The organism is Muricauda brasiliensis, from assembly GCF_003057865.1.
Lineage (GTDB): Bacteria > Bacteroidota > Bacteroidia > Flavobacteriales > Flavobacteriaceae > Flagellimonas > Flagellimonas chongwuensis.
On sequence record NZ_QBTW01000001.1, the window covers coordinates 79,486 to 95,773 of the forward strand.

Annotated in this window: 15 protein-coding genes and 1 tRNA gene; 10 read left to right on the forward strand and 6 right to left on the reverse strand. The window is 40.8% G+C overall.

Annotated elements, in window-relative coordinates:
• Positions 1-15: 15 nt before the first annotated feature.
• Positions 16-1,020, forward strand: coding sequence for a pirin family protein (locus DCK90_RS00370; protein WP_108244192.1), 1,005 nt, complete (start codon positions 16-18; stop codon positions 1,018-1,020).
• A 12-nt stretch (positions 1,021-1,032) separates the two neighbouring features.
• Positions 1,033-1,980 carry an alpha/beta hydrolase gene (locus DCK90_RS00375; RefSeq protein ID WP_108244193.1) on the forward strand — a complete coding sequence of 316 codons (948 nt, stop codon included), beginning with the start codon at positions 1,033-1,035 and terminating at the stop codon, positions 1,978-1,980.
• Positions 1,981-1,991: 11 nt separating this feature from the next.
• On the opposite strand, the gene murA is transcribed toward DCK90_RS00375, so the two are convergent.
• The 3 genes from murA to DCK90_RS00390 form a co-directional block, all read right to left on the reverse strand.
• Complete coding sequence (murA, locus tag DCK90_RS00380; RefSeq protein ID WP_108244194.1) at positions 1,992-3,299, reverse strand: UDP-N-acetylglucosamine 1-carboxyvinyltransferase; 1,308 nt, start codon at positions 3,297-3,299, stop codon at positions 1,992-1,994.
• A 15-nt stretch (positions 3,300-3,314) separates the two neighbouring features.
• On the reverse strand, positions 3,315-3,965 hold the full coding sequence (locus tag DCK90_RS00385; RefSeq protein ID WP_108244195.1) for a DUF4290 domain-containing protein: 651 nt from the start codon (positions 3,963-3,965) through the stop codon (positions 3,315-3,317).
• An 81-nt stretch (positions 3,966-4,046) separates the two neighbouring features.
• The gene (locus DCK90_RS00390; protein ID WP_108244196.1) at positions 4,047-4,334 is read right to left on the reverse strand and encodes a DUF493 family protein; all 288 of its coding nucleotides are present in this window, start codon (positions 4,332-4,334) and stop codon (positions 4,047-4,049) included.
• Between the two features lie 88 nt (positions 4,335-4,422).
• Between DCK90_RS00390 and DCK90_RS00395 the strand changes: the two genes are divergently transcribed.
• From DCK90_RS00395 to DCK90_RS00415, 5 genes are all read left to right on the forward strand, one after another.
• The gene (locus DCK90_RS00395; protein ID WP_108244197.1) at positions 4,423-4,986 is read left to right on the forward strand and encodes an AAA family ATPase; all 564 of its coding nucleotides are present in this window, start codon (positions 4,423-4,425) and stop codon (positions 4,984-4,986) included.
• Complete coding sequence (locus tag DCK90_RS00400; RefSeq protein WP_108244198.1) at positions 4,986-6,878, forward strand: RecQ family ATP-dependent DNA helicase; 1,893 nt, start codon at positions 4,986-4,988, stop codon at positions 6,876-6,878. Before DCK90_RS00395 ends, DCK90_RS00400 begins: the two co-directional genes overlap by 1 nt.
• Positions 6,859-7,821 carry a methionyl-tRNA formyltransferase gene (fmt, locus tag DCK90_RS00405; RefSeq protein WP_108244199.1) on the forward strand — a complete coding sequence of 321 codons (963 nt, stop codon included), beginning with the start codon at positions 6,859-6,861 and terminating at the stop codon, positions 7,819-7,821. The genes DCK90_RS00400 and fmt overlap by 20 nt, the downstream gene beginning before the upstream one ends.
• A 176-nt stretch (positions 7,822-7,997) precedes the next feature.
• Positions 7,998-8,270: an HU family DNA-binding protein gene (locus DCK90_RS00410; RefSeq protein WP_014034238.1), complete on the forward strand. Its 273-nt coding sequence runs from the start codon at positions 7,998-8,000 to the stop codon at positions 8,268-8,270.
• A 119-nt stretch (positions 8,271-8,389) separates the two neighbouring features.
• Positions 8,390-8,950: a YqgE/AlgH family protein gene (locus DCK90_RS00415; RefSeq protein WP_108244200.1), complete on the forward strand. Its 561-nt coding sequence runs from the start codon at positions 8,390-8,392 to the stop codon at positions 8,948-8,950.
• Here the strand turns inward: DCK90_RS00415 and DCK90_RS00420 are convergent.
• Together DCK90_RS00420 and DCK90_RS00425 are read right to left on the reverse strand one after the other, a co-directional pair.
• Positions 8,947-9,792, reverse strand: coding sequence for an aminotransferase class IV (locus tag DCK90_RS00420; RefSeq protein WP_108244201.1), 846 nt, complete (start codon positions 9,790-9,792; stop codon positions 8,947-8,949). The genes DCK90_RS00415 and DCK90_RS00420 overlap by 4 nt on opposite strands.
• A 54-nt stretch (positions 9,793-9,846) precedes the next feature.
• Positions 9,847-10,230, reverse strand: coding sequence for an START-like domain-containing protein (locus tag DCK90_RS00425; protein WP_108244202.1), 384 nt, complete (start codon positions 10,228-10,230; stop codon positions 9,847-9,849).
• Between the two features lie 137 nt (positions 10,231-10,367).
• Here DCK90_RS00425 and DCK90_RS00430 point away from each other — a divergent pair.
• The 3 genes from DCK90_RS00430 (at position 10,368) to DCK90_RS00440 (ending at position 15,586) form a co-directional block, all read left to right on the forward strand.
• Positions 10,368-10,441: transfer RNA gene (locus DCK90_RS00430), tRNA-Met, on the forward strand.
• Positions 10,442-10,786: 345 nt separating this feature from the next.
• Positions 10,787-13,912 carry a SusC/RagA family TonB-linked outer membrane protein gene (locus DCK90_RS00435; RefSeq protein WP_108244203.1) on the forward strand — a complete coding sequence of 1,042 codons (3,126 nt, stop codon included), beginning with the start codon at positions 10,787-10,789 and terminating at the stop codon, positions 13,910-13,912.
• 9 nt (positions 13,913-13,921) lie between these two features.
• Positions 13,922-15,586: a RagB/SusD family nutrient uptake outer membrane protein gene (locus DCK90_RS00440; RefSeq protein ID WP_108244204.1), complete on the forward strand. Its 1,665-nt coding sequence runs from the start codon at positions 13,922-13,924 to the stop codon at positions 15,584-15,586.
• A 76-nt stretch (positions 15,587-15,662) separates the two neighbouring features.
• Here the strand turns inward: DCK90_RS00440 and DCK90_RS00445 are convergent, their stop codons facing one another.
• Positions 15,663-16,280, reverse strand: coding sequence for a HupE/UreJ family protein (locus DCK90_RS00445; RefSeq protein ID WP_234414536.1), 618 nt, complete (start codon positions 16,278-16,280; stop codon positions 15,663-15,665).
• Positions 16,281-16,288 lie beyond the last annotated feature (8 nt).

The window sequence follows — 16,288 nt, forward strand, 5'->3', positions numbered from 1 at the left end:
AATAAAAACTACGCTATGAAAAATCCCATAATACAAACCTTTCCGTTAAGTTCACCTTGGCAAACCTTAGACCCATTTTTGTTCAGTGTGTATCATTTGGACCATTTTCCAAAAGGAAATGGTGATATGGGACCGGACGAATCCTTACTAAAAGGTAGAAATCTGGGGAGTGATTTTAACCCCAATGCCGAATGGCGTATGTACCACGGTCAGACCATTCCAGGGTTTCCTTTCCATCCTCACTGTGGTTTTGAAACCATCACCATTGTCAATAAGGGTTTCTGCGATCATTCCGATTCCTTGGGTGCCGCCGGTAGATTTGGAAAGGGCGATGTACAATGGATGACAGCGGGTAGAGGTGTACAACACTCAGAAATGTTTCCCCTTTTAAAAGATGATGAGGAAAACACACTCGAACTGTTTCAAATCTGGTTGAACCTTCCTAAAGCCGGAAAGTTCGTGGATCCACACTTTAAAATGCTATGGAACGAAGATATTCCGATGATTGAAGAAGATAATGCTAAAATCAAAGTTGTGGCAGGCACTTACAAAAATGTGAACCCGATTGACCCCGCTCCCGATTCATGGGCAGCTAATCCCGAAAACGAAGTAGCGGTTTGGAATATTCATGTGGATGCAGATGCAGAATATAAGCTACCAAAGGCCAATTCCTCTGAAGTAAACCGTGTGCTATACTTTTATGAGGGTGATGAAATTTTTATCGGGGACAAAAAAATTAATCCAAACTTTGGAGTTGTTTTGGACCCGACACAAGATGTCAACATCAAAATAGGTTCTGAAACAGCTCATTTTATGATGCTGCAAGGAAAACCGATTGGAGAACCTGTTGCCAAATACGGTCCTTTTGTGATGAACACACAGGAAGAAATTCAAAAAGTGATGGAGGAATACCGCCTTACACAGTTTGGAGGATGGCCTTGGCCACATCCTGACAATGTCCACGATAAGGACAGGGGTCGTTTCGCCTTATACCCTGATGGGAAATTGGTGGAGAAATAAAATATTCAAGATATGGTCCTAAAAAATATATTTGGGTTGGCCGTTTTGTTCATGACCGGACTACTAAGTGCACAATTGGAGGAAAAACCGGTTACCTTGACCACGGAGACCGGAAACATTCAAGGGACCATGCTCTTGCCACGGCATTCCGATAAGATTCCTGTGGTATTGATTATAGCAGGGTCTGGCCCCACGGACAGGAACGGGAACAACCCTATGATGAAGAACAATTCTTTGAAAATGCTTGCAGAAGGATTGGGAAATCATGGTATTGCATCGGTCAGGTTTGATAAACGCGGTATAGCCGAAAGTACGGAAGCTGGTATTGAAGAAAGTAGCCTCAAATTTGAAACCTATATTGAAGATGCCAGGGATTGGATAGATCTACTCAAAGAAAATGATAGCTTTTCTGAAATTGTAGTGTTAGGCCACAGTGAGGGCTCTTTAATCGGAATGATTGCGTCCCAAGACCCAACGGTGGACCGATTTATATCAGTTGCCGGTGTGGGGGAACCCGCCGCCAAACAATTGGAACGACAGTTAAAGGCACAACCCTCATTTGTATGGGAACAATCCGAACCTATTCTTCAGAATTTAGAAATGGGCAAAAAGGTGGACTCTGTTCCACAAATGCTGTATGCACTTTTTAGACCCAGTGTTCAACCCTATCTTATTTCTTGGTTCGAATATAATCCACAAACAGAACTGGCCAAGTTGGACAAACCCGTATTGCTCATTCAAGGAACCACGGATATACAAGTGGACATGCAGAACGTTGAGCAACTTCATGCCTCAAATCCAAAATCAGAAAAGGTGATTCTGGAGGGAATGAACCATATTCTGAAAGAGGCCGAGATGGACAGAATGAAAAACATTGAAACCTATTCAAATCCAGACCTTCCTCTAAAGGATGGGTTAATTACAGCTATTGTGGATTTTATTAAAAATTCAGGTAGGTAAAATACCCCATTCTAAACCCTTACTATATTGGCCCCAATGGCACGCAAGCGTTCATCTATGTTTTCGTAACCACGATCAATCTGTTCGATATTATGTATGGTGGAAGTTCCCTTGGCGGAAAGGGCCGCGATCAAAAGGGACACTCCTGCCCTAATATCTGGCGATACCATGGTGGTGGATTTTAATGTGGATTTGAAATCATGCCCTATCACTGTTGCCCGGTGAGGGTCACAAAGAATAATCTTTGCTCCCATATCAATAAGTTTGTCCACAAAGAACAAACGGCTTTCGAACATTTTTTGATGGATAAGCACCTCTCCCTTGGCCTGTGTTGCCACAACCAAAATGATACTCAACAAATCCGGGGTAAGTCCGGGCCAAGGAGCATCCGCGATGGTCAGAATTGAGCCATCGATAAAGTTTTGAATCTCGTAACCGTCTTCATGTTTTGGGATAAAAATATCATCTCCTTTTCTTTCCACGGTTATTCCCAGCTTACGGAACACATTGGGAATTACGCCCAAATCGTCCCAGCTCACATTCTTAATGGTAAGTTCACTCTGGGTCATGGCGGCCAAACCTATCCAGCTACCAATTTCTATCATATCGGGCAACATGGTATGTTCAGTACCTCCCAAAGAATCCACGCCCTCAATGGTCAACAAGTTGGAACCGATACCAGAGATTTTAGCTCCCATGCGGTTCAGCATCTTGCATAATTGCTGCAGATAAGGTTCGCAAGCGGCATTATAAATGGTAGTAGTACCTTCGGCCAAAACTGCGGCCATTACAATATTGGCCGTTCCCGTGACCGATGCTTCATCCAAAAGCATATAGGTCCCTTTTAGTTTATCGGCCTCTACCCCATAAAAATGGTCTTCTTTATTGTAACGGAACTGTGCTCCCAATTTAATGAAACCTTCAAAATGGGTATCCAGTCTTCTTCTTCCTATTTTATCTCCTCCTGGTTTTGGAATATATCCCTTTCCGAATCTTGCCAAAAGTGGACCAACCAACATTATGGACCCTCTTAGTCCCCTTCCATCTTCTTTAAACTTTGCAGATTGTAGATAATCCAGGTTTACATCGTCTGCCTTGAAAGTATACGACCCCTTGCCTTTCTTTTGAATCTTTACACCTAAATCTTCTAAAAGGGCAATAAGTTTATTGACATCTACAATGTCGGGTATGTTATTTATGGTAATTTTTTCTTCTGAAAGTAAAACAGCGCAAAGAATCTGTAGTGCTTCGTTCTTTGCCCCTTGAGGTGTAATTTCACCATGCAATTGGTGCCCACCTTCTATTCGAAATGTACCCATGTATTCCTTTGGAGTTTAATATCTTTTTTTACGGCCTCTCTGTCCTTTTTTTCCTCTGTTATTGTTGTTATTGTTGGACCTGCTTGGTTTATTTTTAAGAAACTGTCCACTTTCGGTAAGGCTCTCGTCACTTTTTTCCAAATCAATCTGTCCATCACTAAGCTCTTTAAGGTGATTAAAGATGACGCTATCTTCCACCGTATCCTTGTTCCATACCAAGTAGCACTTTTTCATGTGGTTGGCAATCGCATACTCCAAACCTGAGCGCATATCACCTTTGTCCCAGCTTACCGCAACATCTATCATTCTTTTGATGTTGTTTCCGTAAAAACGGTATTTTGGATGGTTTTGTGGGTAATCCAATGGTTCCGGACGTTGTTGCAACATCTCTTTGGAAGTAATCGGGAATGGTGAATCCACATCCAACTTAAAATCGGCCATAATAAACAATTGGTCCCAAAGCTTATGCTGAAAATCGGGAACATCCCTTAAATGGGGCTGTAAATTTCCCATTACACTAATAATGGATTTGGCCACTCTGTTACGTTCGTCACGGTCTTCAATGGACACCGCATGATCTACCATTTTTTGGAAATGACGACCGTACTCCGGGATAAAAAGATGTGGACGCTCCGTGTTGTATTCTAAATTAAATATTTCGTTCAAAGTAATGTGTTTAGAGATTTGATACTTGGAAAGTAATCCGATAACGTTCGCAAAGTAATAAAATTATAGCAAATAAAGGGCCTACAAAGAAATTACGCCTTCTACCACCGATACTTCCTTATATTTTTCTATTACAGCATCGGGATCTTTCAAATTTACTGTAATGGACAAACTGGTATACGTCCCTTTTTTGGACTTTTTTGACTCGATTACGGCACCGGTGTTGTCAAAAATATCCTGTATCTGTGAAATTCGGTGCTCATCTGTCGGGACTATAAATTTGTAAAGGTAGGTAGACGGCCAACTAGTGCTTTCCAGTAACTGGTCCTTTAACTTTGCATAAAACTCCTCCGTATCCTTATTATCCATACCGCATTTTTATACAAATATATGGCTTACCCGTCAATTTTTTTTCCTTAAGTCGATTTCATTACTTTGTAACATAAATTCAAGGTCTTTGGGAAAGAAGAAAATAGTCATCACGGGAGCGCCGGGAACCGGTAAGACTTCCATTGTTAATGGATTGGAAGGCATGGGTTACCATTGCTTTCATGAGATTATCCGTGATATGACCTCAAAAGCCAAAGAAGAGGGACAAACGGAACATTATATCTCCAACCCCTTGGTTTTTGTGGATGATGCATTGCAGTTCAATAAAGATTTGTTGGAAGGAAGAACCTCCCACTACCGGGAGTCCCTCAAAATAGATGTTCCCATCAGTTTTTTTGACCGTGGTATACCGGACGTATTGGCCTACATGGACTTTTTTGGACAAGAGTATGATGATTTTTTTACTTCCCATTGCAATGACCATAGATACGATTCCATTTTTATTGTTCCGCCATGGAAAGAAATCTATGTTTCGGACAATGAGCGCATGGAAACCTTTGAGGAGGCTGAAAGCATTCATAACTCCTTGATGAAAGTATATACAGAATTTGGCTATAACCCCATCGAAGTGCCAAAAGATGAAGTCCCAAACCGGATTGATTTTATTTTGGAAACACTTAAAAAATTATAGTGCATAAGGACACCACAGGCATTTTAAAACAATTTTGGGGTTATGATGATTTCAGGGGATCCCAAAAGAACATTATCAACACCGTTTTATCCGGGCAAGATGTTCTCGCATTAATGCCCACCGGGGGCGGAAAATCGCTTTGCTATCAGGTACCCGCACTCGCCAAAGAAGGTATTTGTATTGTAGTCTCACCTTTGGTGGCACTTATCCAAGACCAGGTATCACAATTAAAAAAGAGAGGAATCAAGGCCATTGCTTTAACAGGTGGCATTCCGCCCACCGAATTGAACGACCTTCTGGACAATTGCGTCTATGGTAGCTATAAGTTCTTGTATCTCTCCCCAGAGCGGCTACAGCAATCCATTATCCAGGAACGTATCCAGCAAATGAACATCAACCTTATCGCTATTGATGAGGCACACTGCATATCCCAATGGGGAAACGATTTTAGGCCAGCATATCTGGATTGTTCCATTTTAAAAGAATTGGTTCCCGGTATTCCCATGATGGCCCTTACGGCTACCGCTACGCCGCGCGTTGTAGATGACATTGTGGCGAATTTGGAATTGGAAAATGTGGCGATTTTTAAAGATTCCTTTTCTCGCTCCAATATAGAATTTAGGGTAAAACACTCTGAGGACAAGCTGTACCAGCTCAAAAAATATATGGAGCGGATTTCCGGTAGCGCCATTGTGTACGTACGTTCGAGAAAAATGTCCATTTCATTGGCCAACTTTTTGATCAAAAATGGTATATCGGCATCTTTTTTTCACGGAGGGATTCCTAAATCCGATAAAGAAGATAAGCTCAACCTCTGGTTAAACGGTAAGGTACGGGTGATGGTGGCCACAAATGCCTTTGGTATGGGGGTTGATAAACCGGATGTTCGTTTGGTTATTCACTATCAAATACCGGATAGTTTGGAAAGTTATTTTCAGGAAGCAGGAAGAGCTGGTCGCGACGGGGAGCCATCAACGGCCATTATTATCACATCCAAAGAAGATGAGGATAAGGCCAAACAACAATTTTTGTCCACATTGCCCGATGTTTCCTTTGTGAAGCAGGTGTATTCCAAACTCAACAACTTTTTCCAGATATCTTACGGGGAATTGGTTTCGGAACCTTTGTCCTTCAAGTTCAACGAATTTTGTAAACGTTACGACTTTAACCCCAACATGACCTTTAATGCCATCCGCATATTAGATCAAAACTCGGTTTTATCGCTATCGGAGAATTTTAAGGAGAAAACCACACTTCAGTTTGTCGCGTCCAAGAATGAGATATTCGATTATTTGGACAAAAACAGGAAGACCGCTCCAATCATACAGACCATTCTGCGCACCTATGGTGGTATTACAGAATACGAGACCAAGATCAACCTACACATGTTGTCCAAAAAAACAGGTATGACCGAGGGGCGTTTGAAACAACTCTTGCAACAGCTTGCAGACGATAGCATTGCAGAATACGTGAACAATACTTCTGATCTGGAAATTACGTTTTTGGTACCACGTGAAGACGACCATACAATTAACCTGTTCGCCAAGAAAATTAAAGATTTTAATCAGGTCAAACAGAATAATATGGCGGCGATGTTGGGGTACGTTTCCAATAAAAAGCTATGCCGCAGCCTATACTTACTTAATTATTTTGGTGAAAAGACCAGTGAAAAGTGCGGTACGTGCGATATTTGCACCAAGAAAAAGGTAGTGGCTTCTCCACACGATTTGGAGAACCGGGTGATGGAGCTCTTGGAAATCCGTCCGCACACCTCCCGACAGCTTGAAAAGGCCATTGGGGCAAATGAAAAAGAACTTTTAAGAACATTGGAGCGGTTACTGGAAGATGACCGGGTCTCCCTAAATTTTAAGAATGAGTACATCAAAAAATAATCCCCTTCGTATTGTATTTATGGGTACGCCCGACTTTGCCGTGGGGACCTTAAAAAATATACTGGAAGCCGATTTTAATGTGGTAGGCGTAATAACAGCTCCCGACAGGCCTGCTGGACGTGGCCGTAAGGTGCAAGAATCTGCCGTGAAGCAATTTGCGGTACAGCATAATTTAAGGGTATTGCAACCTACCAATTTAAAGGACGAAGGCTTTCTAGAAGAATTAAAAGCGCTAAATGCCAACTTGCAGGTAGTGGTCGCCTTTAGAATGCTGCCCAAAGCAGTTTGGCAAATGCCGGAATTTGGGACCTTTAACCTTCACGCTTCCCTCCTGCCCCAGTATCGTGGGGCGGCACCCATCAACTGGGCAATAATAAATGGAGAAACAGAAACAGGTGTTACCACATTTTTTATTGATGAAAAAATTGACACCGGAAATATTGTCCTTCAACAAACAGAAAAGATATTACCCACCGATAGCGTAGGCGATTTGCACGACCGATTGATGGTCATTGGAGCTGACCTTGTTGTGGAAACCTGCAAACAGATTGAAGCTGGAACGGCCACCCGACAGCCCCAGAACGAGAGCAAGGCTCTTAAACCCGCTCCAAAAATCCATAAGGATACCTGCCGCATCGATTGGAGCGCTTCCATGAAAACTATTTATAACCATATTCGGGGATTGAGTCCTTACCCTGGCGCATGGACCATGTTGATAAACGACGGCAAAGAAGACCAAATAAAGATCTTCAAAACAGAAAAGCTTCAGGCGGAACATAACCATAGTATTGGAAAAATTCTTGTAGAGAAGAAATCATTAAAGGTTGCCGTAGAAGGAGGCTACATTTCGCTCTTGGAATTACAGCTTCCCGGGAAACGAAGAATGCAGGTCACCGAGGTTTTAAATGGGTTAAATCTGGAAAATGACGCTCATCTTCGCTAAGCCCTTACTGTGATTGGGCTGCGAAAATTTGTCGTTTTTTTCCCACTTTATCAACAAACGTTTCAAGTTATCAACAAAAAACCCGATTTCCCTTGGTTTTACTTGCGTGAGACGCAAATCCATATAAATTTGTTCAGCATTAAAATTATATTAACAACAATTAATTTAATTCCATTATGAACAAAACAGAATTAATCGATGCTATGGCAGCTGATGCTGGCATCACTAAAGCAGCAGCAAAAAAAGCATTGGAATCTTTCTTGGGAAATGTAGAAGGAACGCTTAAAAAAGGAGACAGAGTTTCCTTGGTAGGTTTTGGTTCTTGGTCAGTTTCTAAAAGAAGCGCTAGAGAAGGTAGAAATCCACAAACTGGAGCTACTATTAAGATTGCCGCTAAGAACGTTGTAAAGTTCAAAGCAGGTGCTGAATTGAGCGGTGCAGTTAACTAATCAATTTTTTATTTAATATACGAAAGCACTCCTTTAGGAGTGCTTTTTTAGTTTATATGCGTTGTGTTTTTTGCATATATTGAATAATATGTTAAATTTAAGTACAAGAAAAATTGTAAATGGTAAGTCAAAAGCCTAAAAAAGGGAATTTACTTGTTGCGGAACCTTCACTTACTGGTGACGTTTCTTTCAATAGGTCCGTTGTACTTATTGCTGAACATAATCACGAAGGTTCGGTAGGCTTTATTTTAAATAAACCTTTGGACTATACCATTTGCGACCTTGTTTCCGATATTACCATACCTTTTCAGGTTTTTAATGGTGGTCCCGTGGAACAGGACAATCTTTATTTTATACACAAGGTTCCAGAACTGATTGAAAATAGTATTGAAATTTCCGATGGTATTTTTTGGGGCGGTAATTTTGAAATGACCGTAGACCTCATCAATAACGGAACCATTACCGAACAGGACATCCGTTTCTTTTTGGGGTATTCCGGTTGGGGAATCAGCCAACTGGACCAAGAACTTTCATCCAAATCGTGGGTAGTGCTGCCCAATGAATACGAAAGCAGCATTTTGGAAAAGGGGCCCAATGCCTTCTGGAAAGAAAAAATGATGGAACTTGGCGGGGATTATGTTTTATGGTCGAATGCCCCCGAAAACCCTTCGCTCAATTAACCGATACGGGCCTTTGCATTTAATTTTCCCACAAGGCTTTTTGCCACCTTTTTATCGAACTCTTTTTTCCTGTATTTACTGATGGGTTGAATACCAGCAATGGAATTGGTAATAAACAGTTCGTCCACTTTTTGAAGCTCAAAAGGTGAAATGGAACCCTCGACCAAATCGTACTCTTCAGAGCCTGCAATGAGTTTCATCAAATTTTTTCTAATGATGCCATCCAGACAACCATCACTTAGCGGTGGGGTCTTGATTTCGTTGCCTTTTACCAAAAACAGGTTTCCATTTATGGCCTCGACCACCTTTTTGTCGGTGTTGACCAATAAGCAGTTGGCATAGCCATTTTCTTGGGCATAGACTCCTGCTACCACATTAAGTATCCTGTTGGTAGACTTGAGATTGGAAAGCATATCCTTATTGACATAGTAATCTTTGAACAATTCTACTTCATAATTTCCTTCTTCAATAGTAAAAAAAGGAGATTCCATGGTATTGGTCTCGATTACATAGGAAATCTGATTGGTAGTCGGGGTATACAAGCCGCCTTCGTTTCTAAAAACAGTCAACCGTACACGAACAGCGCCGCTATCCTGAGCATTGGAGGTTATGGTCTTTTTGATTTCCTCCTCTAAAAATTCCATGGTGAATTCCATCGGGATTTCCATACGCAAAATGCGCATGGACGCCATTAACCTAAAATAATGGTCTTCCCAAAAAAATAGGGTACCGTTAACGTACCTAACCGATTCAAAAAGGGCATCGCCGTATTTAAAAGCTCTGTTGCTTCCTGTAAAAATTGACTTATCCGTTGCTAAAAGTTCTCCGTTGTAATTGACCATAAAAAAGTCCCGATTAAAATCGGGACCAAAGATACGGTTTACCTGAGAAAAGGACTAGGTTGAACCCAGAACCTGTTTTAGGTCGGAAATCTGGTTTTCCCAAAGCATTCTTGCCTCGTCAACTTCGTTATCCTCAGCAAAGTCTGTTATAAATAATGAAACATCCTTTGTTATCTCATCAACTATTATCCGCATTTCAAAAAATGAACCATCTTCATTTTCTTCCCATGCCAACTTTACAAACTCCTCGCTCTTTCTTTTGAGGAGTTTTGCCCTTTCTTCTGCACCATCCCAAATAAAGGTGAATATTTCTCCACGGGAATTAACGTTATCGGCATACCATTCAGACAGTCCCGAAGGAGTGGAAATATATTGGTAAAGCAACTGAGGTGAAGCTTGAATAACAAACTCCAGTTCAAATTTAACCTTATCACTCATTGTCGTGTTCTTTAATCGTTCTTCAACTTTTGTATAATTTGGGAAGATATAAAAATAAATATCAAATAATAAATTAATAATGAATTTTGATTCAGCGAAAATTTAAACATATATTTGCACCCGCTTAGCGAAATGACGGCGAGGTAGCTCAGCTGGTTAGAGCGTCGGATTCATAACCCGGAGGCCGGGGGTTCAAGTCCCCCTCTCGCTACAAAAAAGACCACTTATAAAGGTGGTCTTTTTTTGTTTTGTCATTTCTATATTTAAAGTCAAACACCCATTTTTGGGTGCATTTTAAGCCTTTATATTTTCTTCCTGATTTACGACTTGTTCACATCGTTTTAGGACAAAAGAAGTATTGTTATATTCAAAAAATTACTTTGTATTTTTTTTATTTTTTTACGTTAAAAATGTAAAATTTTTAAATTTAAAATAAAAAATTAAGTAAATATTTTACTTATCAACAATAATAACAACAAAAAGTTTAATACGTTTTTATTGGAATTAATCCCAAAAAAGGGGACTTTCGTTTTTGACTAATTCAAAATTCATTCTAATGAAGACAAAAACAAATGCGGTTTTTATACTGCTGTTAATGCTATTTGTGCAAGTTTCGTTTGCACAAAGTAGGACAATTACGGGGACGGTTACCTCCGCTTCAGATGGTCTGCCGCTTCCAGGCGCCAATGTTATCGTAAAAGGCACCACGAATGGTGTACAGACAGATTTTGATGGAAATTACTCTATTTCCGCCAGTAATGGACAAACATTGGTTTTTTCATATCTGGGACTTAAAACCAAGGAAATCTCTGTTGGTTCGCAATCTGTTATTAACGTAACATTGGAAGAAGATGCCCAAGCTCTTGAAGAGGTAATCGTTACTGCTTACGGTACAAGTACCAAAGAGGCGTTTACAGGTTCCGCTAGTGTAGTTGGCGCCGAGGATTTGGCCATAAGGAACGTAACTTCTCCCATAGCTGCCATTGAAGGTCGTGCAACAGGGGTTCAGTTTACTTCTGCACAAGGGCCGGGTTCATCACCAGGAATCGTTATCCGTGGTGTGGGAACACTAAATGGGGATACCGACCCATTATTTATTGTGGACGGTATTCAATACGAAGGTTCCTTGAACACAATCAACCAAGAGGATATTGAATCCTTTACTATTCTTAAGGATGCAGCTTCTACCTCTTTGTATGGTTCAAGGGCTGCAAATGGTGTGGTGATTATAACAACTAAAAGTGGTAGAAAAGGAGGAATACAGGTAAATGCTTCCATGCAATATGGTCTTGTATCCGAATCTATACCTTTCTATCCGGAACTTACACCAGGACAGTATTATGAAACTATGTGGGAAGCCTTGAGAAATACGAGTGCAGCAGGTGGAGACCCTGCATATGCTTCCGCAAACATTTATAATACTTTGGGCTATAATCCGTTCGATGTACCCAACGATCAAATTGTAGGGACAAACGGAAGATTGAATCCAAATGCAAACGTAATATATGATAGCCTTGATTGGTACGACTTCTTATCACGAACCGGGGTTCGACAAAATTACAATGTGAATGTTTCCGGTGGCGGGGACAATCATAAGGTATTTTTCTCTGCATCATATTTGGATGAAGAAAGCTATGTTATAACCTCTAACTTCGATCGTTTAACAACAAGGTTGAACGCAGAGTTTGATGTCAATGATAAACTGACCATTGGTGGTAGCGCAAATATTGCCATTACAGAAGCTGCCGCTCCAAGTTCTGCAGGGTCGGGAAGTATTGTAAACCCATTTAGCTTTGCTAAAGGCATAGGCTCCATTTATCCCGTGTATGTTAACGATTTACAAGGGAATATTGTGACAGATGTTTTTGGCAACCCGGTTTTTGATAGCGGTGAAGGATTCCCTGAGTACAACATAGGGTCAAGACCTGTTAACCAAGGGCGTCATGCACTACAAGAACTTCTATTGAACGATGAGCGCAATAGAAACAATACCTATGGATTTCGATTTTTTGCTGAGCAAGAAATCTTTGATGGTTTAAGTGTAAGATTGAACTACGGTAGGGATATCAACGAGATACTTACCAAAGAATATGAGAATGCCGTAATTGGGGATGCTCAGCCTGACGGAAGGTATAGCGAAGAACGCGCCAGAAGACAAGTTGAGAACTTTACCCAGCTCTTGACCTATACCAAAAGTTTTGGTGACCACAATTTGGATATTACTGCTGGTCATGAAAGTTTCGACAGAACATATTCAGAAAACAGTGGTACGGCCACGATTCAAGCTGCTAATGGTATATACGAGTTTGATAACTTCTCGAATCTTGTAAGCCTAGGGGGAGCATCAACGAGAAAATCTCTTGAAGGATATTTCTCAAGGGTTAATTACAACTATAAGAACAAATATTATATAAGTGGTTCAGTACGACGAGATGGTTCTTCAGTATTTGACACAGATACAAGATGGGGTACTTTTTACTCCATTGGCGGTTCTTGGAGAATCGACCAAGAAGCTTTTCTTGAAAATTCATCCGTAATCAATTCATTGAAGTTAAGAGCCTCTTACGGTGAAGTCGGTAACGATGACCTTTTGGACTTTTTCCTTTCTCAACCAAGATTTTCCATTACTTCAAATGCTGCTGACCCAGCAATTATTTACACCGATATAGGTAATGCCGACCTGCAATGGGAAACTATCGAGAATTTTGATGTAGCATTGGAGTTTGCTTTGTTCAACAATTTCTTGGACGGTTCCATAGAATACTATAAAAAGAACTCATCCGACCTATTGTACAACTTGCCCATTGCTCCAAGTAATGGTCTAAACGAAGTGCCGGTAAACGTGGGTGACATGTTCAACTCAGGTTGGGAAATGGCATTGACTGCCAATTTTATCAATAAACCTGATTTTAAATGGAATGTTACTTTACAGGCCTCAACGTTTAAAAACGAGATTACCAGTTTACCCGATCCATTTGTAAATGATACCAAAAGATGGGAAGAAGGTCGTTCTAGATTTGATTTCTACATTTTAAGGACTGCTGGGGTCGACCCACAAACTGGGGATCAATTATACCTCCAGTACGAATTTGACGAGGATGGTAATAGTGTTCCCGTACTAGATGAGAATGGTGAAATAGCCACAACCAATGATTGGCAGGAAACAGTACGTGCCTATACAGGTGACAGCTCCATTCCTGATCTTTTGGGGTCTGTTGCAAACAGCATCAGCTACAAAGGATTTTCTTTCGATTTCTTAATCAATTACGGAATAGGAGGTTCTGTTTTGGACAATGGGTATTCTGCTATGATGCACAGTGGTACTTATGGTAGATCCTTTCATCCGGACATATTGAATGCTTGGAGACAACCCGGAGACATCACCAATGTGCCTAGGTTGGAAAGCGGGAATAATGGTTTGGTAAGAACAGAATCTGAACGTTTCTTGACAGATGCGTCTTTCTGGTCACTTAGAAACGTAAATCTTGGATATACATTCGATACTCGAATTGCCAATCAGCTCGGCCTAGATCAATTAAGAGTTTCCGTATCTGGAGAAAATCTATATACCAAAAGTGAAAGAAAAGGACTTAACCCACAGTTTAATCTAGCTGGAACAGGTTCAGGTAACGACTTTAACCCAGCAAGAATCATCTCTTTGGGATTGAACGTAACTTTTTAAAAAAATATTATGTTAAGAAAAATAAATTTATTGTTATTGGTATTCCTAGGGATTACCATAACTTCTTGTGACGACGATTTTTTGGAAACAACGCCTACAGATGCGATTTCCGCATCAGATGCGCTGGCCAACGAAGAGAACATGCAACTGGTATTGAATGGATTGCACCGTGGTTTATACGCACAGTTACAGACCATTTTACCAGGTGGTAGTAGCAACAGGGCCGGTAACCATTATTGGATACCTATGGGAGACAACCTTACGGGAGACCTTATCCATTCAGCCAATGCGAACAACTTGGGATGGAGGGACGAAATGCAATGGAATTCACATACAGATCAAACATCATTGACCACTGAACTCCTTTGGTACCACCGCTACAACATTATATTGGGAGCTAACTTGCTCATCAATAGAGCTACGGATGGCACTTTGGTGGAATCGCCAACACTCAATGAAATTTTGGGTCAGGCCTATACCTATAGGGCATACGCTTACCTTTCATTGATTCAGCACTATGCAAAGGGTTATCTTATTGGTGAGCCAGCAACCGACCCAGGTGTTCCATTGTTGTTTTCCTCAGAGTCACCATTTACTAGTGAGCCAAGGTCTACAGTTCAGGAAGTTTATGACCAAATTGAGGCCGACCTTGAAGCTGCAATAGCCGCTTTCGAAAATGGAACAGGTAGACCAAGTGGAGGTGCCGAAACAAAATCCCAATTGAATATTGATACTGCATACGGCCTATTGGCTCGTACCGCATTATCAAAAGGAGATTGGCAGACAGCTGCGGATGCAGCGGTTATGGCTCGCCAAAACTATCCTTTAATGGGCGAAGATGATTGGAAGTCTGGATTTAACACCACCACCCTTTCAGAGGTTATCTGGGGAAGTAACGTAATTGCTGCAGAGACCACTTTCTTCCGGTCTTATTTCTATTTGGCAAGCAACACATTTAATGGTAGCCAAATTAGAAATAACCCTAAGATTGCTGACAGAAGGTTGATTGATGCAACTCCTGACACGGATTATAGAAAAGATGTGTTCATTATTGATGCTCCCAATACTAACAGCTCAGCTGCCAACAACCAAGGTGGTATTGATGGGGATACCGGTTTGCCTAGGGATCCTAATTATGATGATGATTTGGATGCCTACAATGATAGAATTGAAGAAATAAATTCAACTTATGGCATTACAAACTCGTTTAATTTGCACCCGTACATGCACTTTAAATTGAAAAATGCGAACCCAGGATCTACAGATCCCGATGATATTATCTACATGCGATCTTCGGAAATGTATCTCATAGAGGCTGAAGCATTGACCATGTTAAATGATATTTCCGGAGCTCAAGAAGCTTTAGAGCCTTTAGGTTCAGAGCGTGACAGTGCCTACGATGTATCTGTATACAACACCCAAGAAGCTTTGATGGAACATATTAAGTTCCAAAGAAGATTGGAGCTTTGGGGAGAAGGTTTTGGTTATACCGACCATATCAGATGGGATGAAGGTATAGACCACGCTGCAGATGGAGGTTCGGGAGCATCCGAGGTGCTATATCAAAATGTTTTTCAAGTGGAACGCCCATCGGTAAATGATGATTGGATATTTAAAATTCCACAGGCCGAGCTCGATGCGAATCCAAACTTGTCACCGTCTGACCAAAACTAAGACGATGATTGATTATAATCTTAAAAGCCCCTCTCGCGAGGGGCTTTTTATATAATAAATTGGTACATAGATTATATCAATGCCCATTAAAATAGCCATAAACCTGATAAGCAAACAAACCGAATCCCGCAATGATCAGATAGACATTGGATGCTTTATAAAATGCTTCATAGCTAGACTTACCTTTCCATATATTAATCAGAAGAATAATTGGAATCAAAGCGACGATTTGTCCTAACTCTACACCAACATTGAAACTAATGATTTTCAACAAAAATTGATCTTGTCCCATATCAAAGGTCTGTAATCGTGTGGAAAGTCCCAGACCATGTATAAGTCCAAATAAAAATACCATGAATAACAAATTAGGTACTTTAACTCCCAATTTGTTAAAGCCTTCCAAATTTTCAAAACCCTTATACAGTACACTCAATGCAATTATTGCATCAATTAGATATTCATTTACCTGAATACCCAAATAGGTGCCACCCAATAACGTAATGCTATGTCCTAGTGTAAAAACAGTTATGAACTTGATAATATCCCGAAATCCTTTCAGAAAAAAGATAACCCCTGCCAAGAAAAGCAAATGGTCGTACCCAGTGACCATGTGTTTAGCTCCTACCCAAATGTAGGACCAAAGCCCTCCGTTATCCAATAGTAGTTGGTCGCTGGAGCTCACATCGTGAGCCATCAAAAGGG

Coding starts and splice junctions, on each gene's coding strand:
- DCK90_RS00410 (WP_014034238.1), top strand. CDS start 7,998: ATGAACAAAACAGAATTAATCGATGCTATGGCAGCTGATGCTGGCATC.
- fmt (WP_108244199.1), top strand. CDS start 6,859: ATGAGTACATCAAAAAATAATCCCCTTCGTATTGTATTTATGGGTACG.
- DCK90_RS00440 (WP_108244204.1), top strand. CDS start 13,922: ATGTTAAGAAAAATAAATTTATTGTTATTGGTATTCCTAGGGATTACC.
- DCK90_RS00420 (WP_108244201.1), bottom strand. CDS start 9,792: ATGGTCAATTACAACGGAGAACTTTTAGCAACGGATAAGTCAATTTTT.
- murA (WP_108244194.1), bottom strand. CDS start 3,299: ATGGGTACATTTCGAATAGAAGGTGGGCACCAATTGCATGGTGAAATT.
- DCK90_RS00375 (WP_108244193.1), top strand. CDS start 1,033: ATGGTCCTAAAAAATATATTTGGGTTGGCCGTTTTGTTCATGACCGGA.
- DCK90_RS00435 (WP_108244203.1), top strand. CDS start 10,787: ATGAAGACAAAAACAAATGCGGTTTTTATACTGCTGTTAATGCTATTT.
- DCK90_RS00390 (WP_108244196.1), bottom strand. CDS start 4,334: ATGGATAATAAGGATACGGAGGAGTTTTATGCAAAGTTAAAGGACCAG.
- DCK90_RS00445 (WP_234414536.1), bottom strand. CDS start 16,280: ATGGCTCACGATGTGAGCTCCAGCGACCAACTACTATTGGATAACGGA.
- DCK90_RS00415 (WP_108244200.1), top strand. CDS start 8,390: ATGGTAAGTCAAAAGCCTAAAAAAGGGAATTTACTTGTTGCGGAACCT.
- DCK90_RS00425 (WP_108244202.1), bottom strand. CDS start 10,230: ATGAGTGATAAGGTTAAATTTGAACTGGAGTTTGTTATTCAAGCTTCA.
- DCK90_RS00370 (WP_108244192.1), top strand. CDS start 16: ATGAAAAATCCCATAATACAAACCTTTCCGTTAAGTTCACCTTGGCAA.